At 75.1% G+C, this 22,448-nt stretch carries 24 protein-coding genes; 14 read left to right on the forward strand and 10 right to left on the reverse strand.

All coding sequences use genetic code 11. The annotated features are described in order from the left end of the window. The 3 genes from IR158_RS12155 to IR158_RS12165 all read left to right on the forward strand — a co-directional run. Nucleotides 1-824: thiolase family protein (locus IR158_RS12155; protein WP_291813374.1), on the forward strand; the 824-nt coding region annotated here is incomplete at its 5' end. Nucleotides 825-903: 79 nt separating this feature from the next. Then, entirely contained in the window at nucleotides 904-1,407 is a 504-nt protein-coding gene (locus IR158_RS12160) for a MaoC family dehydratase (protein ID WP_291813376.1), read from the forward strand. 8 nt (nucleotides 1,408-1,415) lie between these two features. After that, nucleotides 1,416-2,339, forward strand: a complete 924-nt coding sequence (locus tag IR158_RS12165; RefSeq protein WP_291813378.1) for an SDR family NAD(P)-dependent oxidoreductase — start codon at nucleotides 1,416-1,418, stop codon at nucleotides 2,337-2,339. On the opposite strand, the gene IR158_RS12170 is transcribed toward IR158_RS12165, so the two are convergent. Beyond that, nucleotides 2,308-3,267 (reverse strand): PaaX family transcriptional regulator C-terminal domain-containing protein, encoded by a 960-nt coding sequence (locus tag IR158_RS12170; protein ID WP_291813379.1) that lies wholly within the window; start codon nucleotides 3,265-3,267, stop codon nucleotides 2,308-2,310. The two genes, IR158_RS12165 and IR158_RS12170, sit on opposite strands and share 32 nt — an antisense overlap. Nucleotides 3,268-3,375: 108 nt before the next feature. Between IR158_RS12170 and IR158_RS12175 the strand changes: the two genes are divergently transcribed. The 3 genes from IR158_RS12175 to IR158_RS12185 are packed head-to-tail and all read left to right on the forward strand — an operon-like array spanning nucleotide 3,376 to nucleotide 7,648. Beyond that, nucleotides 3,376-4,233: a fumarylacetoacetate hydrolase family protein gene (locus IR158_RS12175; protein WP_291813381.1), complete on the forward strand. Its 858-nt coding sequence runs from the start codon at nucleotides 3,376-3,378 to the stop codon at nucleotides 4,231-4,233. Further along, nucleotides 4,230-6,407 carry an acetate--CoA ligase family protein gene (locus IR158_RS12180; protein WP_291813383.1) on the forward strand — a complete coding sequence of 726 codons (2,178 nt, stop codon included), beginning with the start codon at nucleotides 4,230-4,232 and terminating at the stop codon, nucleotides 6,405-6,407. Before IR158_RS12175 ends, IR158_RS12180 begins: the two co-directional genes overlap by 4 nt. Further along, nucleotides 6,395-7,648 (forward strand): FAD-dependent oxidoreductase, encoded by a 1,254-nt coding sequence (locus IR158_RS12185; RefSeq protein WP_291813385.1) that lies wholly within the window; start codon nucleotides 6,395-6,397, stop codon nucleotides 7,646-7,648. Before IR158_RS12180 ends, IR158_RS12185 begins: the two co-directional genes overlap by 13 nt. A gap of 125 nt (nucleotides 7,649-7,773) precedes the next feature. Here IR158_RS12185 and IR158_RS12190 read toward each other — a convergent pair whose 3' ends face one another. Next, entirely contained in the window at nucleotides 7,774-9,216 is a 1,443-nt protein-coding gene (locus IR158_RS12190; protein WP_291813387.1) for a collagen binding domain-containing protein, read from the reverse strand. Nucleotides 9,217-9,382: 166 nt separating this feature from the next. Here IR158_RS12190 and IR158_RS12195 point away from each other — a divergent pair, with 166 nt between their 5' ends. Then, nucleotides 9,383-9,721 (forward strand): HNH endonuclease signature motif containing protein, encoded by a 339-nt coding sequence (locus IR158_RS12195; RefSeq protein WP_291813389.1) that lies wholly within the window; start codon nucleotides 9,383-9,385, stop codon nucleotides 9,719-9,721. A gap of 37 nt (nucleotides 9,722-9,758) precedes the next feature. Here the strand turns inward: IR158_RS12195 and IR158_RS12200 are convergent, their stop codons facing one another. Further along, nucleotides 9,759-10,160 (reverse strand): four-helix bundle copper-binding protein, encoded by a 402-nt coding sequence (locus tag IR158_RS12200; RefSeq protein ID WP_291813391.1) that lies wholly within the window; start codon nucleotides 10,158-10,160, stop codon nucleotides 9,759-9,761. A 107-nt stretch (nucleotides 10,161-10,267) separates the two neighbouring features. On the opposite strand from IR158_RS12200, the gene IR158_RS12205 reads away from it, so the two are divergent. After that, a complete protein-coding gene (locus tag IR158_RS12205; protein WP_291813393.1) occupies nucleotides 10,268-11,695 on the forward strand; it encodes a serine hydrolase in 1,428 nt (475 codons plus the stop codon). A 2-nt stretch (nucleotides 11,696-11,697) separates the two neighbouring features. On the opposite strand, the gene IR158_RS12210 is transcribed toward IR158_RS12205, so the two are convergent. From IR158_RS12210 to IR158_RS12220, 3 genes are all read right to left on the reverse strand, one after another. Next, a complete protein-coding gene (locus tag IR158_RS12210) occupies nucleotides 11,698-12,105 on the reverse strand; it encodes a ChaB family protein (RefSeq protein WP_291813395.1) in 408 nt (135 codons plus the stop codon). 140 nt (nucleotides 12,106-12,245) lie between these two features. Continuing rightward, nucleotides 12,246-13,094 carry an aminoglycoside phosphotransferase family protein gene (locus IR158_RS12215; RefSeq protein ID WP_291813397.1) on the reverse strand — a complete coding sequence of 283 codons (849 nt, stop codon included), beginning with the start codon at nucleotides 13,092-13,094 and terminating at the stop codon, nucleotides 12,246-12,248. 12 nt (nucleotides 13,095-13,106) lie between these two features. Next, on the reverse strand, nucleotides 13,107-13,913 hold the full coding sequence (locus IR158_RS12220; protein WP_291813399.1) for a Nif3-like dinuclear metal center hexameric protein: 807 nt from the start codon (nucleotides 13,911-13,913) through the stop codon (nucleotides 13,107-13,109). A 105-nt stretch (nucleotides 13,914-14,018) separates the two neighbouring features. Here IR158_RS12220 and IR158_RS12225 point away from each other — a divergent pair, with 105 nt between their 5' ends. Together IR158_RS12225 and IR158_RS12230 are read left to right on the forward strand one after the other, a co-directional pair. Next, the gene (locus tag IR158_RS12225) at nucleotides 14,019-15,095 is read left to right on the forward strand and encodes a lytic polysaccharide monooxygenase (protein ID WP_291813400.1); all 1,077 of its coding nucleotides are present in this window, start codon (nucleotides 14,019-14,021) and stop codon (nucleotides 15,093-15,095) included. Nucleotides 15,096-15,256: 161 nt separating this feature from the next. Then, the gene (locus tag IR158_RS12230; RefSeq protein ID WP_291813402.1) at nucleotides 15,257-16,222 is read left to right on the forward strand and encodes a cold shock domain-containing protein; all 966 of its coding nucleotides are present in this window, start codon (nucleotides 15,257-15,259) and stop codon (nucleotides 16,220-16,222) included. 132 nt (nucleotides 16,223-16,354) lie between these two features. Here IR158_RS12230 and IR158_RS12235 read toward each other — a convergent pair whose 3' ends face one another. Further along, a complete protein-coding gene (locus IR158_RS12235; RefSeq protein ID WP_291813403.1) occupies nucleotides 16,355-16,531 on the reverse strand; it encodes a hypothetical protein in 177 nt (58 codons plus the stop codon). A gap of 33 nt (nucleotides 16,532-16,564) precedes the next feature. Beyond that, nucleotides 16,565-17,239: a TetR/AcrR family transcriptional regulator gene (locus IR158_RS12240; RefSeq protein WP_291813404.1), complete on the reverse strand. Its 675-nt coding sequence runs from the start codon at nucleotides 17,237-17,239 to the stop codon at nucleotides 16,565-16,567. A gap of 120 nt (nucleotides 17,240-17,359) precedes the next feature. Between IR158_RS12240 and IR158_RS12245 the strand changes: the two genes are divergently transcribed. Continuing rightward, nucleotides 17,360-17,713, forward strand: coding sequence for a DoxX family protein (locus IR158_RS12245; RefSeq protein WP_291813406.1), 354 nt, complete (start codon nucleotides 17,360-17,362; stop codon nucleotides 17,711-17,713). Nucleotides 17,714-17,977: 264 nt separating this feature from the next. Here IR158_RS12245 and IR158_RS12250 read toward each other — a convergent pair whose 3' ends face one another. Continuing rightward, the gene (locus tag IR158_RS12250) at nucleotides 17,978-18,670 is read right to left on the reverse strand and encodes a histidine phosphatase family protein (RefSeq protein WP_291813408.1); all 693 of its coding nucleotides are present in this window, start codon (nucleotides 18,668-18,670) and stop codon (nucleotides 17,978-17,980) included. A gap of 98 nt (nucleotides 18,671-18,768) precedes the next feature. Between IR158_RS12250 and IR158_RS12255 the strand changes: the two genes are divergently transcribed. The 3 genes from IR158_RS12255 to IR158_RS12265 all read left to right on the forward strand — a co-directional run bounded on the left by IR158_RS12255 (nucleotide 18,769) and on the right by IR158_RS12265 (nucleotide 21,496). Then, on the forward strand, nucleotides 18,769-19,638 hold the full coding sequence (locus IR158_RS12255; RefSeq protein ID WP_291813410.1) for an AraC family transcriptional regulator: 870 nt from the start codon (nucleotides 18,769-18,771) through the stop codon (nucleotides 19,636-19,638). A gap of 121 nt (nucleotides 19,639-19,759) precedes the next feature. Then, complete coding sequence (locus IR158_RS12260) at nucleotides 19,760-20,443, forward strand: 4a-hydroxytetrahydrobiopterin dehydratase (protein ID WP_291813411.1); 684 nt, start codon at nucleotides 19,760-19,762, stop codon at nucleotides 20,441-20,443. 126 nt (nucleotides 20,444-20,569) lie between these two features. Next, entirely contained in the window at nucleotides 20,570-21,496 is a 927-nt protein-coding gene (locus IR158_RS12265) for a hypothetical protein (RefSeq protein ID WP_291813413.1), read from the forward strand. Here IR158_RS12265 and IR158_RS12270 read toward each other — a convergent pair. Further along, a complete protein-coding gene (locus IR158_RS12270) occupies nucleotides 21,441-22,439 on the reverse strand; it encodes an alpha/beta fold hydrolase (RefSeq protein ID WP_366928441.1) in 999 nt (332 codons plus the stop codon). The two genes, IR158_RS12265 and IR158_RS12270, sit on opposite strands and share 56 nt — an antisense overlap. Nucleotides 22,440-22,448: the final 9 nt, after the last annotated feature.

A 22,448-nucleotide genomic window follows, 5' to 3' on the forward strand; every position in this document is an offset into this window, starting at 1 on the left:
ACGGCCCGCTCATGCTCTGGAGCAGCGGGGCGAGCCCCGGTGGCGCGCCCACCAGCGAGCACTGGGTGCTGGACCCGATGAAGCTCGACCCGACCACCGGGCAGAGCATGAACGACACGGCCGAGAACACCGCCCGTGCCGCGGGCTACACGCGCGAGCAGGTCGACGAGGTCGCGCTGCTGCGCCACGAGCAGTACCGCACCGCGCTGGCCGACGACCGTGCGATCCAGCGCGCCTACATGGTGCCGGTGCGCATCCCGACGCGCCGCGGCGAGCAGTGGGTGACCGAGGACCACGGCGTCTTCCCGACGACGGCCGAGGGGCTGGCCCGGCTGCGGCCCGTGACGCCCGACGGCGTCGTGACGTACGGCGCGCAGACGCATCCCGCCGACGGCTGCGCCGGGGTCGTCGTCGCGAGCGCCGACCGCGCGCGGGAGCTGGGCCGCGACGGGGTCACCGCGCAGGTCCTCGCCACCGGGTTCGCCCGCGCGGAGCCGGCGTACATGCCGAAGGCGCCGGTCCCCGCGGCTCGGCGTGCGCTCGCGGACGCGGGGCTCGGGATCGGGGACGTCGACGTCGTGACGACGCACAACCCGTTCGCCGTCAACGACCTGTGGTTCGCCGCGCAGACCGGCTTCCCGCTCGAGCGCATGAACCCGTACGGGTCGTCGCTGGTCTACGGCCACCCGCAGGGCCCGACCGGCGCCCGCGCCGTCACCGAGCTGATCCACGCGCTGCACGCCCGGGGCGGGGGGACCGGCCTGTTCACCGGCTGCGCCGCGGGCGACTCCGCCGGGGCCGTCGTCGTGCGCGTCGACGGGTGACCGCGCCGCCCAGAACCGACGGCGCCGGGTGACCGACGCCGACCACCGACCCGACCCGACGACCGACGGAGCACACCTCATGACCGAACCCGCAGCCGCGACCACCACCGCACCCGGCACGTCGGGCCCGACCCGGACCACGGTCGCGCTGGCCGACCTGCCGTCCCTCGTCGGCACGACGTTCGGCCCGTCGTCGTGGCGCACCATCACCCAGGAGCAGGTCGACCGGTTCGCCGACCTGACCGGCGACCACAACCCCATCCACCTGGACCCCGAGTACGCGGCGGGCACGCCGTTCGGCGGGACGATCGTGCACGGCTATCTCACGCTCGCGCTCGTGGTGCCGCTCATGGCGGAGGTCGTCGAGGTGACCGGGGTGGGGACCGGGGTCAACTACGGGCTCGACCGGCTGCGGTTCCCGGCGCCCGTGCGGGTCGGGTCGCGCATCCGCGTGACGTCGACGTTGTCCGCCGTCACCGAGGTGGCGGGCGGGTACCAGGCCGTCTTCGAGAACACCTTCGAGGCCGAGGGGCTGGCCAAGCCGGCGGCCGTCGCCGTGATGATCGTGCGGTACTACTCGTGAGCGGGGGCGTGAGCGCGGGCACCGACCTGACGGGCAAGGGTGCCGTCGTCACCGGCAGCGGGCGAGGGCTCGGCCGGGCGTACGCGCGGGCGCTGGCCGCCGCGGGCGCCGGTGTGGTGGTCAACGACGTCGACGCCGAGGCCGCGCAGGCGACCGTCGACGCGATCGTCGCCGACGGCGGCGCGGCCGTCGCCGTCGTCGCCCCCGTGGGGCCCACGGCGACCGCGGACCGGCTCGTCGCCGCGGCCGTCGAGGCCTTCGGGCGCCTCGACGTGCTCGTCACCAACGCCGGCGTGCTGCGCGACCGCGTGCTGTGGAAGACGGCCGACGAGGACTTCGACCTGGTCGTCGACACGCACCTGCGGGGTACGTTCACCTGCGCGCGCGCCGCCGCCGTCCACATGCGCGAGCGCGGCGAGGGCGGGCGGATCGTGCTCGTCGGCTCGCCCGCCGGGCAGCACGGCAACTTCGGCCAGACCAGCTACGCGGCGGCGAAGGCGGGGATCGTCGCGATGGCCCGGACCTGGTCGCTCGAGCTGGCGCGGGCCGGGATCACCGTCAACGCCGTCGTGCCGACCGCGATCACCGCGATGACCGCGACCATCCCGGTCTACGCGGAGGTCGCCGCGGCCTACGACCGGGGAGAGCCGCTGCCGCGGACCGTGCGCCAGGAGCACGCGCTGGGCGGCCCCGAGGACGTCGCGCCGCTCGTGGTGTGGCTGGCGTCGGAGGCGGCCGCGGGCGTCACGGGGCAGGCCATCGGGATCGGCGGGGACAAGCTGTCCCTCTACTCGGTCCCGCAGGAGCTCGCCGTCACCTACCGGGAGGGCGGGTGGAGCGCGCAGGCCGTCGGGGAGGCGTGGGGGAGCACGTTCGCGCCGCACGTGCAGCCCAGCGGGATCACCCTGCCGCCGCTCGAGCCGACGACGTGACGGGGACGGGGCGCGGGCCCGGCGGGTCCGCGACGACCGAGAACTGGACGACCCGGTCGGCGAGCTCGGGGGCGTAGCCGCTGATGACCTGCCGCACCCGCACCGAGGCGGGGGCGCCGAGCTGCTCGTACGTGTCGAGGAACAGGTCGCGCGCGCGGTCCCGCGGCCAGTCCGCGGGCAGCAGCCGACGCGGCAGGTCCGGGTCCACGCCGGGGAACGCGCGCCAGGCGTCCATGAGCTCGGTGCGCTTGACGAGCGCCTCGACGGGGGAGATGGCGCCCTTGTTCAGCGCGGCGTGGGTCGGCTCCCAGGTGGCGACGAAGGCGCGGTAGAGCTCGGCCAGGCCGTCCAGGTCCCACGCGCTCTCGGGTGCCAGGGCCGCGTCGGGCAGTGGCGGGCAGGCCGCGACGAAGGCCGTCGCACGCGTGACGCCGAGGTCGCCGAGCTCCGCGAGCGCCTCGTCGTGACGCGCGTGCGGGGAGATCCACAGGGCGTCGTACAGCGGCGCGAACCCGAGCCAGCGCAGCCGCGTGCGCAGGGCCTCGCGCGCCGAGCGGTTCGCCTCCGGCACCGAGAACGCCACGAGGCTCCAGCGCCCGTCCCAGTCGGCGCCGTCCCCGGCGCCGAAGTCGACGATGCGCTCGGCGCCGGTGCGCATGATCGCCTGGGCGCGGGGGGTCAGCGAGTAGAACGTGTTGCGCCCGCTGCGGGCCGAGACCAGGAGGCCGTGCTTGACCATGCGGCTGAGGGCCGCCCGCGCGGCGACGTCGCTGACGCCGAAGTCGGCGAGCAGGTCGACGAGCGCCGCCGAGGGCAGCGGGTCGGTCTGGCCCCACCAGTAGTCGCCGAGCAGCGTCAGCAGGAGGCTCGGGGGCGACCCCGCGCGCGTGCGCGGCGTGCTCGGGCCGTCCTCGCTCGTCCGTGCCACAGCGGGTCCCCTCCCTGCCGGTCGCCGCAGCCCGCGACGATGCTTGACATATCTTACGTCGTCCGCAGATAGTCGTGTCACATTCGAGCGAGCCGGGAGCCACTGACGATGAAGTTGGCCAGCACCCTGGACGGGCGCCTGCACGCGGTGCTGGACGACCGGTCGGTCGACCTCACCGACGCCCTCGCGCTGCGCCCCGGCCCCGGCGGCCCGCTGCTGGCGTTCCTCGAGCGCGGCGGCTCGCTCGCCGACCTGCAGGGGCTCGACCTCGACGCGCTGCCGTCGCAGCCGACCGACCTCGCCCGGCTCGCGGCGCCCGTCGCGCGCCCGGGCAAGGTCGTCGGCGCGCCGGTCAACTACCTCGACCACCAGGCCGAGATGGGCGAGCAGCGGACCATCGCCGACTACGGGGTCTTCCTCAAGGCGAGCTCGTCGGTGATAGGCCCGACCGGGCGTATCCGCCTGCCGTACCTCGACGTGCGCACCGACCACGAGGGCGAGCTGGGCGTCGTCATCGGCCGCACGGCGAGCAGGGTCACCGCCGACCGCGCGCTCGACCACGTCCTCGGGTACGCGCCGGTCCTCGACATCACCGTCCGGTCCGGCGAGGACCGCTCGACCCGCAAGTCCTTCGACACGTTCACGCCGTTCGGCCCCTGGGTGACCACGGCCGACGAGGTCCCCGACCCCGGCGCGCTCGAGCTGCGCTGCTGGGTGGACGGCGAGCTCCGGCAGCACGCCTCGACGGCCGACCTCATCTACGGCGTCGCCGAGCTCGTCGCGTACACGAGCCACGTCATGACGCTGCACCCCGGCGACGTGATCGCCACCGGAACCCCGGCGGGTGTCGGGCCGATCGCCGCCGATCAGCGCGTGGTCGTCGAGATCGAGGGCCTCGGCCGCCTCGACGTCGGCGTCACCGACGAGGGTGCGATCCCGTACGCCGACCGGCCGGGGCGCCGGTGAGCGCCGCGTCGACCGCGGCCGCCGGGACGCGCGGCGGGCGCTCGCAGGACGCACGTGGTCGCGCGGGGGCGCTCGACCAGGACGCGCGGTCGCCGCTCGACGCGATGTTCCGCCCCGCGAGCATCGCCGTGGTCGGGGCCTCCGCGCGCGAGGGCAAGGCGGGTCACGCCATGGTCCAGGCGCTGCGCCGGTTCCCCGGGACGCTGCACCTGGTCAACCCGCGCGGCGGCGAGGTGCTCGGGCGCACCGCCCTGCCGACCCTGCGGGACGCGTCGGACGTCGACCTCGCGGTGCTCGTCGTCCCGCCGGACGCCGTCCCCGGTGCGCTCGAGGACGCGCGCGACGCCGGGGTGCGCGCGGCCGTGGTGTGCGCGGGCGGGTTCGCGGAGTCCGGCCCCGACGGTGCACGCCTCCAGGAGCGCGTCGTGCGCGTGGCACGCGAGGCCGGCATCCGGCTCCTGGGGCCCAACACGTCGGGGTTCATGAACCCGGTCGACCGGACGACCGCGAACTTCATGCCTGCCGTCGCGGACCTCGCGCCGGGGACCGTGAGCGTCGTGGCGCAGTCCGGCGGCGTGAACCTCGCGCTCGCGTTCCTGCTCGCCCGTGCGGGCACCGGCCTGCGGCTCGGCGTCGGGCTCGGCAACGCCGTCGACGTCGACTTCCCCGAGCTGCTCGACCACCTCGCACGCGACGAGGTGACCACGGCCGTCGGGCTGCACGTCGAGGGCGTCGCCGACGGTCCGGCGCTGGTCGCCGCGCTGCGTCGGGCGACGGCCAGCAAGCCGGTCGTGGCGTTCAAGGTCGGCCGGTCCGACGTGGCCGAGTTCGCGCAGTCGCACACCGGTGCGCTGACCGGCTCGTACGCGGTGACCCGCGCGGCGCTGCAGCAGGCCGGTGCCGTGGTCGTGGACAGCCTCGAGGAGATGGTCGCCGCGCTCGTCGCGCTGCGTGCGGTCCGGCTGCCGGCCGGCGACCGCGCGGGCGTCGGGCTGCTCACCGGTCAGGCGGGGCCCGGGCTGGTCGTCGCGGACGCGCTGGGCACGCGGGGCATCGCGCTGCCGCGGCTCACCGACGCGACGCAGCGGCGCATCGCCGAGCTGCTGCCGCCCCTCACCTTCCAGGCCAACCCGGTGGACACCGGGCGTCCGTCGCCGACGTTCGGTGACGTGCTGGGTGCGGTCGTGGCGGACCCGCGCATCGACGTCGTCGGGGTCTACGCGCTCGACGAGCCGGGCGCGCTGGACCCTGTCACAGCGCTCGGCCCGGCCGCCGGACGCGTGCTGTTCGCCAGCGGCGGCCCGGCGGACGCGCTCGCCGAGCGTCGGAGGGCCCTCGGCGACGTCGGCATCCCCGTGCTCGGGAGCCCCGGCGACCTCGCGACGGGCCTCGCGGCGGTGGTCACCGACGCGCGCGTGCGGTCCGTCGCCGACGCCCCACCCGTCGCGGCCACGCGGAGAGTCGGTCGCACGCTGGACGAGCACGAGGGGAAGACGCTGCTGGAGTCCTTCGGCGTCCGGACACCGCAGCGGCGCGTCGCGGCCGACCGGGCGCAGGCCCACGCCGCGCTCGCGGACCTCGGCCGCGACGGTGCGGCGGTCGTCGTGAAGGTGCTCGACGCCGCGGTCCTGCACAAGTCCGACGTCGGCGGCGTGCACGTCGGGGTCCGCGACGGTGGGGGGCTGGACCGTGCGCTCGACGCGATCGACGCGATCCCGGACGGGACGGGGCGGGAGCGCCACACGACCGGGGAGCCGGGTGCGGCCCGGCCCGCCCGCCGGTACCTGCTCGAGGAGCTGGCCGCACCGGGCACCGAGCTCATCGTCGGGGCCGTGCGGGACGCCGCGTTCGGCCCCGTCGTCCTGCTGGGCCCGGGCGGCGTCGCCGCGGAGCTGGGCGGCGAGCCCGTCCTGCGGCTCGCGCCGCTGTCCGTCGCCCGCTCCGAGGAGATGGTCCGCGCGTTGCCGCCGGCCGTCCTGGCCGGGTTCCGCGGTGCCGCGCCGGTCGACGTGCCGGCGCTCGCGGCGGTGCTGCGGGCCGTCGGGCAGGTCGTCTGCGAGCACGCCGACATCACCGAGCTGGACCTCAACCCGGTCCGCATCACGGCCGACGGGCCGGTCGTCCTCGACGCCGTCGTCGTCGCGGCCCCGAGAGGAGACGCATGTCCGACGTGAGCACGCCCCCCGTCGCCGCCCGGTCCGCGACCGCGAACGACGGCGACGTCGTGGTCGTCGGTGCCGGGCCCGTCGGCCTGACCGCCGCGCTCGCGCTGCGCGCCTACGGCGTCCCCGTCACCGTGCTCGAGGCGGGGCCTGAGGGGCGGCAGCGGCCCGGCAGCCGCGCGATCTTCACGCACAGCCAGACGCTGCAGATCCTCGACCGGATCAGCCCCGGGCTCGGTGCCGAGCTGTATGGGCACGGCGTCTACTGGAACACCCAGCGCACGTTCCACGGCGGCAAGGAGGTCTACGCCAAGACGTACCCGGACCCGCCCGCCGGGGTGTACCCGCACTTCACGAGCCTGCCGCAGGTGCAGATCGAGGCGTACCTGTACGCGCGGGCCGTGGCTGCCGGGGTCACGTTCGCGTGGTCGCAGGAGATCGCGCAGGTCGCCGCCGACGACGCCGCGGTCACGCTCACCACCGTCGCAGGCCGCCGCTGGGAGGCGTCGTACGTCGTCGGTGCCGACGGGTCACGGTCGGTGGTGCGCAAGCAGGTCGGTGCGCGTATGGAGGGCACGCGCGACGAGGGCTGGTACGTCGTCGTCGACGTCGCCGAGAAGGACGAGCCGACCCTGCCGAACGAGCGCCACTTCCACTACGCGCACCCCGCGGTGGGCGGGCGCAACGTGCTGGTCGTGCCGTTCGCCGGGGGCTACCGGGTCGACCTGCAGCTCGTCGCGGGCGACGACCCGGACGCGCTCGCGTCGGACGCGGGCGTGCGCGCGTGGCTGGACGCGGTCCTGCCGCCCGGCTACGGCGAGCGCACTACCTGGGTGTCGACGTACCAGTTCCTGCAGCTCGTGGCGCACGACTTCGCGGACCCGCACCGCCGCGTGCTGCTCGTCGGGGAGGCCGCCCACCTCTTCGCGCCCTTCGGTGCGCGCGGGCTGAACTCCGGGGTGCCGGACGCCGAGGCGGCCGCCATCGCCATCGCGGCGGCGTCCCGGGCCACGGGCGCCGCCGCACGCACGCCGGTCGAGGCGTTCGCCCTCGCACGCCGCTCGGCCGCGCTGTTCAACCGTGACGCGGCCGGCGAGGCGCTCGCGCACCTGCGCCCCGACGAGCGGACGGCCACGCGGATCCGGGGGGCCGCCGACCGCGCCCCCGCCGACGCCGAGGCGTCGGCCTGGCTCGAGAAGGCCCCCTACGGGCCCCGCGGCGTACCCCGGGCGGAGACGGTCTACCGGTACTGACGCCGGCCCGCTCACCCACCGAGACCGGTCCGCTGCGAGACCGGGCCTGGCGACGTCCCGACGTCGGATGATCGAGCCGGGCCCGGTCTCGCGAGCGCGTCGTCCCGGAGAGTGGGCGGTGCGGGTCAGCTGCGGCCCTGGACCCTCGCCCGGACCTCGACCGTCGCACCGCTGCCGACCTTCACGACGCTCGCGGCGCGCGCCTGCGCGACCGTGCCGGACGGCGCGCGGAAGTACAGGGTGCGGTTGCGTCCGTCCGTCGGCACCGTGAACCGGACCCGGTACTCGCCGGCGGACAGCCCGGCGAACGAGAAGGCGCCCTGCGCGTCCGTGAACGTGGGCCCGACCCCGGCGCCCCCGCGGACGGGCTCCAGCATGACCTCGACCCACGGCAGGGGTCCCGACGCCCCCGTGACGACACCCGTGAGGCGCGAGGCGGCCACCACGGTGATGTCGATGCCGGTCGTGTCGGCCCCGTCGACGACGACGACCGGCCGTGCGGCGTCGGCCGTCGGCGAGTCCGGGTAGTACCGCGTCGCGATCGACGGGTTCGCGCCTGCGTCCTCGACGCGCACGGTGTACGACCCCGGGAACACGTCGGCCACGCGGTACGTGCCGTCGGCGGCGACACCGGCCGCGCGGACCCACAGCCGCGGGTCGTCCAGCGGCGTCGCGACGACCCGCACCTGGGACGGGTCGGTACCGGACGGGACGGTGACGGTGCCCGTGATGCCCACGCTGGTCTGCAGCGTCACGTCGAGGCCGTCGAGCCGCTGGCCCGCGGCCACCGTGACCGGCGTGGCCGTCGCCGGCCCCCGCGCGTCCGGGTAGTAGGTGGTACCCCAGGAGGTGCCGGCGGGCGGGACGGCCCGGACGACGTACGAGCCGGGGTCCAGCCCGTCCACCTGGTAGGTGCCGTCGGTCCCGACGGGCGAGTACCCGTGGGTCCCGCTCGCGGTCGCGTCGTCGACCATGACGCTGGTCCCGGTCGGCACCGTGCCGCCCGGCGCGACGACGCGCCCGCTCAGCGTCGCCGTGCGCGCCAGCCGCGTCTGCAGGTCGCGCACCGACTCGCCCTCGGCCAGCGTCACCACCGTCGCGGTCACGGAGTCCGGGGCGTCGTCCCACCACTCGGAGACGAAGCCCTGCTGCCAGGCGTCGAACGACACCCGGTACGACCCGCCGGGAAGGCTGCCCACCGCCCACCAGCCGTCGCCGTCGGTGTCCGCCGTCGCCTCACCGGTGACGGTGCTCCGCACGCGGACCGTCACCCCCTGCACCGGCGTGCCGCCCTCGTCGGTGACCCGACCGCCCAGCGTCGAACTGCCGAGCGGGAGGCACGCCACGGGCGTCGAGAGGGGCAACGGCGCCGCGCTGGACGTGGGCTCGGGCGCCGGGACCGGTGACCGCGACGGGCACGGCGTCGGTACGGGCCCCGGCCACGTCGGCGTCGAGCCCGGCGTCGGCGCCACACCGGCGGCGGGCGCACCGACGACGAGGACCGCGACGAGCGCGCTCGCGACGAGGGAGAGGAGGGCTGCGAGGGTGGGGCGGCGGGACCTGCGCACGGGACGCTCCTTCGAGTCACCGGAACCGCGGATGTCTGGAGCATGGCAGTTCGTCCCGGATGGCGCACCGGGTGATCGTGGGCTGTCGGCGGGGAGAGCGCACGCCTCGTCGCGCGTCCGGTGCGCCACGCCGCAGGTCGGGGGCACCGCTCCTACGCTGTCGCCCGTGACCCCCTCCACCCGGCAGGGCCGCTACGCCCGGCGTCGCAGGCGTCGGCTCGGGCTGGTCGACAACGACCTGACCGACGCGCAGTGGCAGGCCGTGCAGGCCGCGTGGGGCGGCTGCGCCTACTGCGGCGCGACCGGTCGCCCGCTGCAGCGCGACTGCGTGCTGCCGATCTCGCGCGGAGGCCGGTACACGGTGGGCAACGTGGTCCCCGCGTGCGCGTCGTGCAACGCGAGCAAGTGCAACGTCGAGGTCACGACGTGGCTCCGGCGCAAGAAGCTCGACGAGAACGCCTTCCTGCTGCGCCTCGCGGAGATCCGCGCCGGCCTGGCCGGCTGACGCCACCTCGGGTCGCGCGCACCCCGGGCGCCGACCGTCAGGCGATCGCGGCGAGCACCTCGCGGCACGCGGCCTCGCACGCCCGGCACGCCTCCGCGCAGACGCGGCAGTGCTCGTGCATGCCGGCGTGCCGCTCGCACTCGTCGCCGCACGCCCGGCACGCGGCGATGCAGGCCTCGAGCTGGGACCGCGTGATGTTGGCGTCGTAGCCGGTGTGCCGGGACAGGATCCGGGCGGTGACCGCGCAGCTGTCCGCGCAGTCGAGGTTGGTCCGGATGCACGTGCGCAGGTCGGCGACCATGTCCTCGCTGAGACACGCGTCGGCGCACGCCGTGCACGCCTGCGAGCACGCGACGAGCGCGTCGACGGCCCGCGCGAGCAGGTCGCGGTCCAGGTGGATCGTGGCGGGGTAGGTCTGCAGCATCTCGGTGGTCCTCATCGGGCGTCCTTCCGTCGGGGCCGGCGCCGCGGGGCCGCGGCTCCCTCGACAGTAGGAGCGGCCCTTTGCCCTCGCAGCCGGACCGGGGTGGGCGCTACGTTCCCCGGATGCTCTCGCGACGCGCGCTGCTGCCCCGCTCCACGCCCGCCGCCGCGGGGGTGTCCTCCCGCGCGGTCGCCGCCCTGCTGGACCGGCTGGAGGAGTCGTCCGTCGAGTGCCACTCCCTCGTGGTCGTCCGCCACGGGCACGTCCTCGCCGAGGGCTGGTGGGAGCCGTACTCGGCCGGGAGCCCGCACCTGCTGTACTCGCTGACGAAGACGTTCACGGCCGTGGCGGTCGGGCTCGCCGTCGCCGACGGGCTGCTCTCCCTGGACGACCGCGTGGTCGACGTCCTGCCCGACCACGTCCCGGCCGACGCCCCCGAACAGGCGCGCCGGCTCACCGTCCAGCACCTGCTGACCATGACGACGGGCCATGGCACGGACAGCCTCGAGGAGGCGTGGCGCCTGGAGCAGCGCGACCTGGTGCGGGGCTTCCTGCGCGTGCCCTTCGTCGAGGCCGAGGGGACGCGGCACGCGTACGACAACGCGACGACGTTCGTCCTGGCGCGGATGGTCGAGCGGGTCACGGGCCGCTCCCTGCCCGATCTGCTGGACGAGCGGCTCCTGGTGCCGATGGGCATCGACCACGCCGAGTGGGACCGGGTGGGTGGCGACACCGCGTACGGCTTCCACGGCCTGCACCTGACGACCGAGGCCGTCGCGGCCTTCGGGGAGCTGCTGCTGCGCGGTGGGCGCTGGGGGGACCGGCAGCTCCTGCCGGCCGCGTGGGTCGCGCTGGCGACCAGCAAGCACGTCGACAGCGTGCCGTACAAGGACGACGACTCCCACGACACGGACTACACGTGCGGCTACGGCTACCAGGTGTGGCTGAACCGCCACGGCTTCCACGGCTCCGGCGCCTACAGCCAGCTGTGCGTCGTGGTGCCGTCGTCCGACCTCGTCGTCGCGGTGACGGCCGAGGGCGAGGGACAGGTGGTGCTCGACGCGCTGTGGGAGTGCCTGCTGCCGGGTCTCGACGCCCCGGGCACCGCGCAGGACGACGACGCGCTCGCGGACCGGCTGCGGCACCTGTCGCTCCCGACGGCCACGGGTGGGGCCACGCCGGGACGCTCCGTCGAGGCGCGGCTCGACGCCCCCGGGCAGGACCCGGTGCTGCCCGACGGGACCACGATCGTGGTCCACCCGGCGGACGGCGGCTGGACGCTGCACCTCGGGCCGCTGGCCGTCGAGGTCGGTCACGGCGCGTGGCGCCGGAGCGCACCGCTGGGCCGTCCGGTGGTGGCATCCGGTGCCTGGCAGGCCGACACGTTCGTCGCCGACCTGCGGGTGGTCGCCACCCCGCACACCGTCCGGGTGGTCGTCGACGCGGGAACGGGGTCGGCCGTGGCGACGTGGAGCGCCGTGCCCCTGACCACGTCGGACCTGGAGGCGCACCTGCGCTCACCGCTGGTGACGCGCCCCGGTCACGGGTGACCTCACCGGCTGCGGCGGCGGTTCTCCTTCTTGATCGCCTCGACGAGCGCGGCCTTGTCCATCGACGAGCGACCGGCGATGTCCAGGCGCTTGGCGATGTCGTACAGGTGGCTCTTGGAGGCGTTGGCGTCGACCCCCTCGGCCGTCTTGCGCGACGTGCCGCGCCCGCCCTCGGCCTGGGGGTCCGAGGGGCCGTTCTCGTCCTTCGGCTCCCAGTGGTCGCCGACCTTTTCGTGCGTGTGCTTGAGCGCCGAGTAGGCGACCCGGTGGGCCCGCTCGGCGTCGTCGTACTCCTCGGCCGCCGCGTCGTGCGCCTTGGCGAACGTGCGCTGGGCCTTCGCGTCCGACCGCTGCAGCGTGCCGGGCAGCTCGTCCTGCTTCGGCTTCCCGCTCTTTGTCGTCTTGGGCATGATCACTCCCGTCCCGTCGGCAGCCGCCTCTCCTCACCGCCATCCTGCGACGGTGCGCCGCGTCCCGCACCCGGGCCTCCACGGAGGGTCACCACGCTGCCGGTCGCGTCGTCCACCCGGTCGGTCTGTGACCCGGAGGCTCAGGGAAGGCCCGCGAGCGCGTCCGCGATCATCCGGTGCCCCTGCTGCTCGAACGCCTCGTCGCCGACCAGGTAGGCCCACGCCGCCGTCCCGACGGCCTGGCGCAGCTGGTCCCGCCGCCACGACCGTGGCTCGCGCGGGTCCGTGCCGTACCCGTCGAGGAAGGCCGCCTCGAGGTCCGGGCGGCCTCGGAACTGCTGGGCCTGCAGCGGTCCGAGGTCGCTCGCAGCGGGACGCCAGGCGGCCCGGCCGAAGTCGATCACGGAGACCCGCCCGTGCTCGTCGACGAGCCAGTTGCGGGGCTGCCAGTCGCCGTGCGTCGGGACGAGCCGCCGCGGCGGCACGGGGTGCGCGAGCTCGGCGCGCACGCGCTCGGCCACCTCGGGGGCGATGCGGTGCTCGCCGTCCAGCCACGCCAGGGTCCGTGCGTCCGAGCGCTGCTCATGGTCGCCGGGCTCCTGGGTGCCCACCGCGTGCAGCAGGGCGAGGATGCGCCCCGCCTGCCGGTAGACGTCCGGCTCGTGCTCGGCGGGCGTCCCCTCGACGAGCACGCCGGGCAGGAAGGCCGTCGCGAGCAGCTGGAGCCCTGGGTCGGCGTGCAGCAGCCGAGGTGCCAGCCCTTGCTCCGCCAGCGGCGCGACGACCTCACGGTGCGCCCACGTCTCGCGGGCCATGTGGTGGTCGTCCGGCCGCCCCGCCTTCACGACGACGTCGCGTCCCTCGTGGCGCAGCTGCAGCACGGACCGTCCGGGCAGGTCCCAGCTGTGGTCGGTGACGAGCGTGGCGCCGGGGAACCACCGCCCGACCGCCGCCTGCTGCTCGGGCCGCAGGCCGGGGAGCGTCGTCATGAGCGGTCCTTGCTAGGGCGTAACGGTGCGGTAGTGGTCGTCCGCGACGACGAGCTCGACGGGGACCTCGGGCACGACGTCGGTCAGCCAGCGGGCGTACTCGGCCATGCCCTCCTGCTCGGACGGCGTGTGCCCCACGACGACGACACCTGCGCACACACCCGCAGTGACCGCGTCGGCCGCGTACTCGCCCGTCTCCCACTCGTGGCCCTCGCCGATGACGATGGCGTCGACGTCCGGCCGGGCGAGCAGGTGGCGGTTGTACTCGAAGCCCTGGAAGCCGGGCTGCAGGCCGACGGTCTGCACGCGCGCGGCGGGGTCGCCGACGTAGCGCAGCGCGCGGGCGTCCAGGGAGCGCGCCACGTGCGCGGCGAGCTCGCCGAGGGTCGTGGCGGGCAGGTCGTAGACGCCGGGGTCGCCCGCCCGCTCCGCGTCCAGCCAGCCGAGGGCCCGTGCGGTGCCGGTCAGGATGCCGTCCGGCTCACGGTCGTGCCAGGCGTCGTGCTGGTGCAGGACGACGAGCCCGTGCTCGGCGACGAACGCCGCCTTCGCCGCGTACACCGGGTCGCCCTCGGCGGCGAGCACCGCGTCCGACGTGCCGCTGTGGTCGAAGTACAGCGGCTCGTGCGTGATGACGAGGTTCAGGCCCTGCGCCGCGGCGCGCTGCAGCACGTCGAACGTCGCCATGATCGTCACCGCGACGCCCCGGACGACCGTGTCCGGGTCGCCGGCCAGGAAGCCGTCGACGGTCGTCGTGCGCGGCGCCACCCCCACGTGCGCGTCGATCCGTTCCGCCACCTGCCGTGCCGTCGTCGTCACGCCCGACACCCTAACGACGACCTCCCAAGCGTTTCGTCGGTTGCCGGGTCGCGTCACCCCGCCGATCGTGCTCCTACGGCTCTGCACTTCGTCCCGGAGGTCGACATGTCACCCTTCTCACCCGTCCGCCGCGCTGTCGCGGCGGCCGGTGCCCTCGCGCTCGGCGCCGCGCTGCTGGCGGGCTCCGTCCTGCTCGCCGCGCCGGCATCGGCCCACGGCGCCGTCTCCGACCCGCCCTCGCGCATCTACGGGTGCTACGACCGCTGGTCGGGCGCCCACACCGACCCCGCCATGGCGACGCAGGACCCGATGTGCTGGGCCGCGTGGCGTGCCAACCCGAACGCCATGTGGAACTGGAACGGCATGTTCAAGGAGGGCGCGGGCGGTCAGCACGAGCAGGCGCTCCCCGACGGCAAGCTCTGCTCCGCCGACAACCCGATCTACGACGCCGCGAACACGCCGGGCGCCTGGCGCACGACCGCCAAGCCGTACGACTTCCGGCTCACCGTCCACGACCCGTCCAACCACGGCGCGGACTACCTGAAGATCTACGTCACCAAGCAGGGGTACGACGCGAAGACCAAGGCGCTCGCGTGGTCCGACCTCGAGCTGCTCAAGACGACGGGCCGCTACTCCCCGTCGAGCCCGTACGTCACCGACGTGAGCGTCCCGCGCGACCGCACGGGCCACCACGTGGTCTTCACGATCTGGCAGGCGAGCCACCTCGACCAGCCCTACTACCAGTGCAGCGACGTCCAGTTCGGTGGCGGTGGCGACCCGGGCCCGAACCCGACGACGCCCGCGCCGACCACGCCTGCCCCGACGACGCCCGCGCCGACGACGCCTGCGCCGACCACCCCCGCTCCCACGACCCCGGCTCCCACGACGCCCGCTCCGGACCCGGGCACCGGTGCCTGCACGGCGACGGTGTCGGTGCAGAGCTCCTGGCAGGGCGGCTACCAGGCCAGCGTCACGGTGAAGGCGGGATCGGCCGCGATCACCGGCTGGAAGGTGACGGTCGCCGGCGCGACCATCACGCAGGCGTGGAACGGCACGGCGTCGGGCAGCACGATCACCGCGGCCTCGTGGAACGGCTCGCTCGCACCGGGGGCGACCGCCACCGCCGGGTTCCTCGGCAGCGGCAGCTCGAGCAACCTCAGCGCGACCTGCAGCGCGGCCTGACGTAGCTCCGTCGCCGCACCCACGGGGGTCGCACGTCCGTCCGGACGTGCGACCCCCGTCCTCGTGCCTGCCGGTCCGTCGTCCCCCGGGGCACCGCGATCCACCTCGCGGCGGGGGGACAATGGACGCCGCAACACCACTGCTTCGACGAGGAGTTCACCGTGCCCCAGGCCACTGTCCGTTGGTTCGACGCCGAGCGTGGGTTCGGCTTCCTCAACCTCGGGGACGACGCCGACGACCTGTTCGTCCACGCGTCCGAGATCGTGGGCGACGACAACCGCAAGGTGCTCCGCGAGGGCCAGGAGGTCGAGTACGAGCTCGGCGAGGGCGACCGCGGCCCGCAGGCCCGCCGCGTGCGGATCACCGGCGAGTACGCCGCGGACACGCCCCTGGGCGTGCTCGGCACCGTCTCCTGGTACGAGCCGGGCAAGGGCTACGGCTTCATCACCCCCGACAGCGGCGACGGCGAGATCTTCGTGCACAGCTCGGCCATCGTCGGCGGGGGCGTGGTCCGCGAGGGCCAGCGCGTCGCCTTCATGGTCGTCCCCGGGGAGAAGGGTCCGCAGGCCGAGCACCTGCTGCCGCTCGGCGCGCAGGTCGCTCCGGCGGGGGCGGCCGCCGCGGTGGCCGACGGTGCGGACGGCACCATCACCTTCTACGACGCGGACAAGGGCTTCGGCTTCGCCACGCGCGACACCGGCGGCGAGGACGTCTTCGTCCACGCCAAGGAGCTGGTCGGGGCCACCGCGCTCGCCGAGGGTGACCGCATCACGTTCAGCGTCGCCGAGAGCGACCGGGGCCCGCAGGCCCGCGGCGTGCGGCTCGTCGGTGGTGCCGCGCGACGGGGTCCGTCGGCCGGACCGGCCCGCGGCCGCACGGAGCGGCCGAGGTCGTCCGCCGGCCCGCGGTCGTCGGGCGCCCCCGCGCGCGGCGGCCAGGGCGTGGTCGCGCGCTACGACGCCGACCGGGGCTTCGGTTTCATCACCCCCGACGCGGGGGGCGACGACCTGTTCGTGCACGTGTCCGTGGTGCGGGGCGGCGAGGCGCTGTACGAGGGCGACCGCGTCCGCTTCGAGGTGCGGCAGAGCGACCGCGGACCGCAGGCGGACCGCGTCGAGCTGCTGTGAGGACGCGCGGACGCCCGTGACCGCTAGGCCGTCGCACTGGTGCGGCGGTCCCGCCTGCCGGCAGCCAGAGTGTGAAGCGTTGTTGCCGGAATCCGGCAACAACGCTTCACACTCATCGGGGGCACGGTGCCGTCAGGGGGTCCGGTGCGCGGCGGGAGGGAGGGCCGCGGTCGTCCCGCCCATGCCGGCCGCGACCCAGCCGAGCGCGAAGCCGAGGCTGGCGTCGCCGAGGCGTCCGACGGTGAAGCCGGACAGCCAGGAGACGTAGCTGAGCGGGAGGGGCGGTGCGGGTTCCTCGACGACGGTCACGGCCGCACGCTGCGGCCTCCACCCGGTCGAGGGTCAACCCGTGGGCGGCTCGCCCGACCGCTCCGACACCACGTCAGCGGCCGCTGCCGCCACCCTGGCCCAGATCCGCGACGGCGGTGTCAGCGGTGCGTCACCGGCGTGCCGGAAGGCCTGCAGCATGTACTCGCCGAACCGCTTCCAGGCCAGTGGCGCCGATCGCTGGGTGCCACGCAGCAGGCCGCGTGCGGCGTGCTGGAGCAGGTGCAGGTCGGTGGGGTGGAAGTCGGCGCGGACGGCACCGGCGTCCTTGGCGCGCGCGACGAGCACGAGAGACGCGCGGAACGCGCGGGCCTTCTCGGCGACGAACAGCTCGGTCCCCTCCCCGGGCGAGAGCAGCACGTCGCTGAACGCGGCGTCGGTGGCCTGCTGCTCGAGCATGAACATGACGTAGTCGTCGAACGCCTCGCCGGGCGCGGTGAGCGCCTGCTCGGCAGCCTGCTCCGTGCGCTCGGCGTAGCGGCGCATCTTCTCCTCGAGGACCACGGCCATGAGGTCCTCGAGCGACGGGAACCGCCGGTAGACGGTCCCGACCCCGACGCCGGCCGCCTCCGCGATCTGCTCGAGGGTCGTCTCGCAGCCCTTCTCGGCGAGGACCGAGCCGGCCGCGCAGATGATCGCCTGGCGGTTGCGTTCCGCGTCGGCGCGCAGGGGGCGGGCGGGGATCGCCATCACGTCAGTCTACCTATGTGGAATGAACACTCCACTTCTGTGGTTGACGGGACGCGGAACGATCGTTCCGCCCGAGCCGCTGCTGCCCTCGCGCCGCCCAGAGCCCCACGAAGGATCCCCATGTTCATCGCGCTCGTCGTCCTCACCGTCCTGCTCGCCCTCGTCGTCACCAGCTCGGCGGTGATGAAGCTGCGCAAGAACGAGCAGGTCGTCGCGTCCATCGTCGGCACGGTCGGCTTCCCCGAGCGTCGCCTCCCGGTCCTCGCCGGCCTCGAGATCGCCGGCGCGGTCGGCATCGTCGTCGGCCTGTGGGTCGCGCCCCTGGGCATCGCCGCCGCCGTCGGCCTCACCCTCTACTTCGTCGGCGCGGTCATCGGCCACCTGCGGGTCCGCGACACCAAGGGCGTCACGTCCCCGCTCGTGCCGCTCGTCCTGTCCGTCGCGGTCCTCGTTCTGCGCGTCGTCACCGCCTGATTCCGCCGGGGGGGGCGACGACGTGCGTCCGACGCACGTCACGAGGGGGAGGTGGCGCGCGCCGCCTCCCCCTCGTGACGTCGTCGGCACCCGGGATTTCGGGTGGGCCGCGGCGCGCCCGCTGCGCGAGCGTCGCGAGACCGGCCCTGGCTCGCTCATCCCGATCGATGAAGGAGCCAGGCCCGGTCTCGCGGAAGGGGTGTCCCATGGAGTGGACGCGCAGCGCGCGTCCGCGTCGCCGACGCCGCGAGACGTGCGCTGCCGTCACTCCTGCAGGTGGGTGACGTCGCCGACCGTCACGACCGCTCGGTTGTGGAAGAACCCGTCCTCCCGCAGTGTCGTGATGCTCCCCGACGGCACGGGGAACGCGACGTGGCCCGCGGACTCGATGGGCATGCCGATCCAGGCCGCGACGACGAGGGACGCGGTGAACCCGTGGGTCACGACGACGAGCTCGTCGACGTCGAGCGTCAGCGCGTCCGTCATCGCCGCGTAGGCGCGGACGGCGACGTCGAGGCGGGTCTCCGTCGCCGGCAGGCCGTCGTGGTGGCGCAGCCGGTCGCCGACCGCGGGCGGCGGGACGAAGCGGGCGTCGAGCCAGGACTGCGGTCGGCCGCCCGCCTCGCCGTACGACTTCTCCCGCAACCGCGCGTCGAGGACCGCGCGGACGCCCAGCGCGTCACCGACGACCGTGGCCGTGCGGTGCGTGCGTCGCAGGTCCGACGTCACGACGGCGACCGAGCGCGACGCGGCGATGCGGGCACGCAGCGCCCGGGCGACGGCCGCCGCCTGCTCCTGCCCGCGCGGGGTGAGCTCCGAGTCGAACTGCCCGCCGACCAGGCCGTCGACGTGGTGGGTCGCCTCGGGGTGCGTCACGACGTGGACGGTGCGCTCACGAACCGGGACCCGGCCCGGGACGGGTGGCGGCGGGAAGGTCCCCGGGGAGCTGGTGGCCATGGGGACAATCTGCCGTACGGCGGCTGACCGCATCGGGCACGCGTGATCGGGTCGCGCGCGGCGTCGGACCGCGAGAGTGGACGCGGAAGGGAGCCCTCGTGATCGCCTCGCTCAACCGGCTCGTCGACCTCGTGGAGGACGACCTCACCGAGGACGTCGACCTCGGCCGTGCCGCCCTGGAGCTCGGGACCACCGAGTACCACCTGCGACGCATGTTCTCGTCGCTGGCCGGCATGCCGCTGTCCGAGTACGTGCGACGGCGGCGCATGACCGTCGCCGCGGCGGACGTCGTGTCCGGGTCGGGGGACCTGCTCGACGTCGCCGTGCGCCACGGGTACGGGTCGGCGGAGGCGTTCGGGCGGGCGTTCCGCTCGGTGCACGGTGTCAGCCCCGGGCAGGCGCGACGTGACGGCGGCCCCTTCCGCAGCCAGCCCCGTCTCAGCTTCCGCCTCACCGTCGAAGGAGCCAGTCCCATGGACGTCCGTATCGTCACCCGCCCCGCGTTCCGACTCGTCGGCCACGCCGCCCGGGTCCCCCTCGTGCACCGCGGGATCAACCCGGCGATCCAGCAGCACGTCGCGGCGATCGACCCGCAGGAGCACCAGCGGCTCAAGGCCCTGGGCGACAGCGAGCCGCGAGGGCTGCTCGCGGTGAGCGCCGACCTCGACCCGGACCGTCGGGAGGGCAGCGAGCTGACGTACCTGCACGGGGTGGCCGTCACGGACGAGGCCGCGGTACCCGAGGACCTCGACGTCCTCCCCGTCGAACCCGGGGCGTGGGCGGTCTTCCGTGCCGCCGGTCCGTACCCCGAGACCCTGCAGACGCTGTGGGCGGCGACGGCGACCACGTGGTTCCCGTCGAACCCCTGGCGGCTGCGACCGGGGCCGGAGGTCGTCGCCGTGATCGACCGTGCCGAGGACTTCAGCACCGCGACCGTCGAGCTGTGGCTGCCGGTGGAGAGCGCCTGAGCGGACGCCGGCCGGAGACGCGGGCGCGCGACCCCTGGACCGCCGCAGCGCGCGGTCGTAGCGTCGGGCGGGGCGACGACCACGAGCGCCGCAGCCGCACGACGGACCGGGGGCCACGACCATGGACATGCTGGCGGACGACGAGATCACGCAGGCCGGTCTGACCGACTGGCGCAAGCTGGCCCAGGGCCTGCACGCCCGCTACCTGGTCGACGACTTCGGCACCGCCGCACGGTTCGTCGCCGCGGTCGGTGAGCCGGGTGACGCGCTCGGGCACCACCCGAGCGTCTCGATCGGCAAGGGGTACGTGGACCTCAAGCTGGTCAGCCCCGACGCGGTCTACCGGGACGGGGACACCGAGCACGTCGTGGAGTGGGTGACGCAGAAGGACGTCGACCTCGCGCGGCGGATCACGCAGATCGCCGCCGAGCACGGGCTCACCGCCGACCCCGCCTCGGTCAGCGTCGTCGAGCTCGGCCTCGACACGGCCCGCTCCGCCACCATCGCCCCGGTGTGGGCCGCCCTGCTGATGGGGGACCCCGACTCCCAGGGCCGCGGGTCGCCCAGCGACGAGATCCGGGACGCGACCGGCCGGGTGCCGAACCTGTGGTTCGGGGACGCGGACGAGCAGGACGGCCCGCGTCAGCGGTTCCACGTCGAGGTGTACGTGGCGCCCGAGGCCGCCGAGCAGCGGATCGCCGCCGCCGTGGCTGCCGGTGGGACCGTCGTGGACGACAGCGGCGCACCGGGGCTCACCGTCATCGCCGACCAGGACGGCAACACCGGCGTGGTCTGCGTCGCCTAGGACGTGCCGACCGTGCCTCCACGCACGCAGGGTGCTCGACGGCCCGGGTGAGCCGGTCGGCATCGCGCCGGATCGGTATCCACCACGCGGCTGAGCGGTCCTCCCAGCAAGCCCCGGGAGGCCCGCATGCCCGACGACGACCGCCTCGTCCTCGACCACCCCGACGACGTCGCCCACGCCGCGAGGCTCCTCGCCGACGGCGTCCCCGTCGCGCACGGGTTCGGGAACATCTACGCGCTGACGGCCCGCGCCGACGCGGTCGAGCGGGTCAACGCCCTCAAGGGGCGGCCCCGCGACCAGACGGGAAGCCTGACCGCGCCGTCGGGGCAGGTGCTGAGCGCCTTCGACCTGTCGGCGCTGCCGGACTGCGTGCCACCGAGCCTGCTGGCCGACGTCGTCGACGCCTTCTGCGCCCTCGGCCCGTTCGGGTTCCGTGGACCCGCGGCCGCGCACGTGCCGTCGGGCCTGACCGCGCTGGACGGCTCGGTGACGACCGCCCAGGTGATCGTCCCGGGCGACGCGTGCCCGTCGCAGCGGTTCCTCGCGGCGGCGTCGGAGGCCGCCGGTCTGCTCGCCATCTCGTCGGCGAACCGCTCGCGGCACGTGACCGGCGGGGTCGACGCACCGGTGCACTGGCGCGCCGACGCCCTGCGGGCCGAGCTCGCCGGAGGCGTGCTCGTGCTGCTGGAGCACCGGGACGAGGCGGCGGCCCGTGCCCGGTTCCCGCGTCACACGACCGTCTCGACGACCATCCTGGCCTTCCACCGGGCGGAGCGGGTCCGCGGTCGCGTCCACCTGCGGCTCGAGCGGCACGGCTCCTTGGCGGCCGAGCAGGTCGCGCGGGTGCTGGCGGCGCTGGGCGTCGGTCTCACGGCCGGGCCGCGTGCGGCCGTCCGGCTCGCTCCACGCTCGTACGACGCCGGTTCGCAGCCGCCTGCTGATCGACGTCCGGCCCGGGCGACCACCATGGCGGGGTCGATCACCATGGCCCGGTCGATCAGGGTGCCGGGGTCACCACGTGCTCCACCAGGAACGCGACGCTGCGTGCGATGACGTCCTCGGCCTGGTCGTAGGTCCACGCGCTGTGCGGGTACCCGTCGAAGACGTCGACGCGGTCGCCGGGCCGCACCGCCGCCAGCAGCGCCTCGCGGTTCTCGGTCGAGACGTACTCGTCCGCGGTGCCGAACACCAGGTGGCACGTGGCCGTGACGCTGCGGAACAGGTCGGGGACACCCGCGTCGTGCGCCTCCTGCCAGAACGCGTTGCCGACCCGCTGGCCGCCCTCCTCGACGAAACCCTGCGGCCCGGGACAGAACTCGTCGACGCTCGCGTCCGGCACCCACGCCACCACGGCGTCCACGGGGACCTGCGCCGCGGCGCAGAGGACGGCCGAGCCGCCCATGCTCTGACCGAACAGCGCCACCCGTCGGCCCAGGTCGCGCTGCTCCCGCGCGAGCGCGGCGATCGTGTCCACCCAGACGGTGAAGCGCGACTCGAGGAAGTCCCCGGCTGAGTCGCCGGACCCGTACTGGTCGAAGCGGATCGAGGAGATGCCGCGCTGCGCCAGGCGGCGCGCGGCGCGCACGAAGGTCCGGCTCGGTCCCGACTTCTCACCACGGAACCCGTGGCAGAACAGCACGACGGCATCGCCACCCGCCTCGTGCCGTACGGCGGCGAGGGACCGGCCCAGGACCTGCAGGTTCACGGAGGTCTCCGCCGCCACGGGCCCGTCGAGAGGTCCGACGCCGGCACCGGCCGTCGAGTTCACCGCGGCGACCGCGTCCAGGTCGCCGGTCGTCATGCCCGCCGCGCTCAGCACCGTGCGCAGGACGGCCGTCTTGCCCGCGACGTACTCGTCCATCGACGTCAGCTCGCGCCCGGCCAGCGCCCGCTTCACGGCGGCGTACTGCGCCCGCAGGTCCGGGTCCGCGCGCAGCACGCGGCGCACGGCGAGGTGGTTGCGGAGCGCCAGGCAGCCGTCGACGCAGACGTACACGTGGCGCGG

Source organism: Cellulomonas sp., from assembly GCF_015234515.1.
Taxonomy (GTDB): Bacteria; Actinomycetota; Actinomycetes; order Actinomycetales; family Cellulomonadaceae; genus Cellulomonas.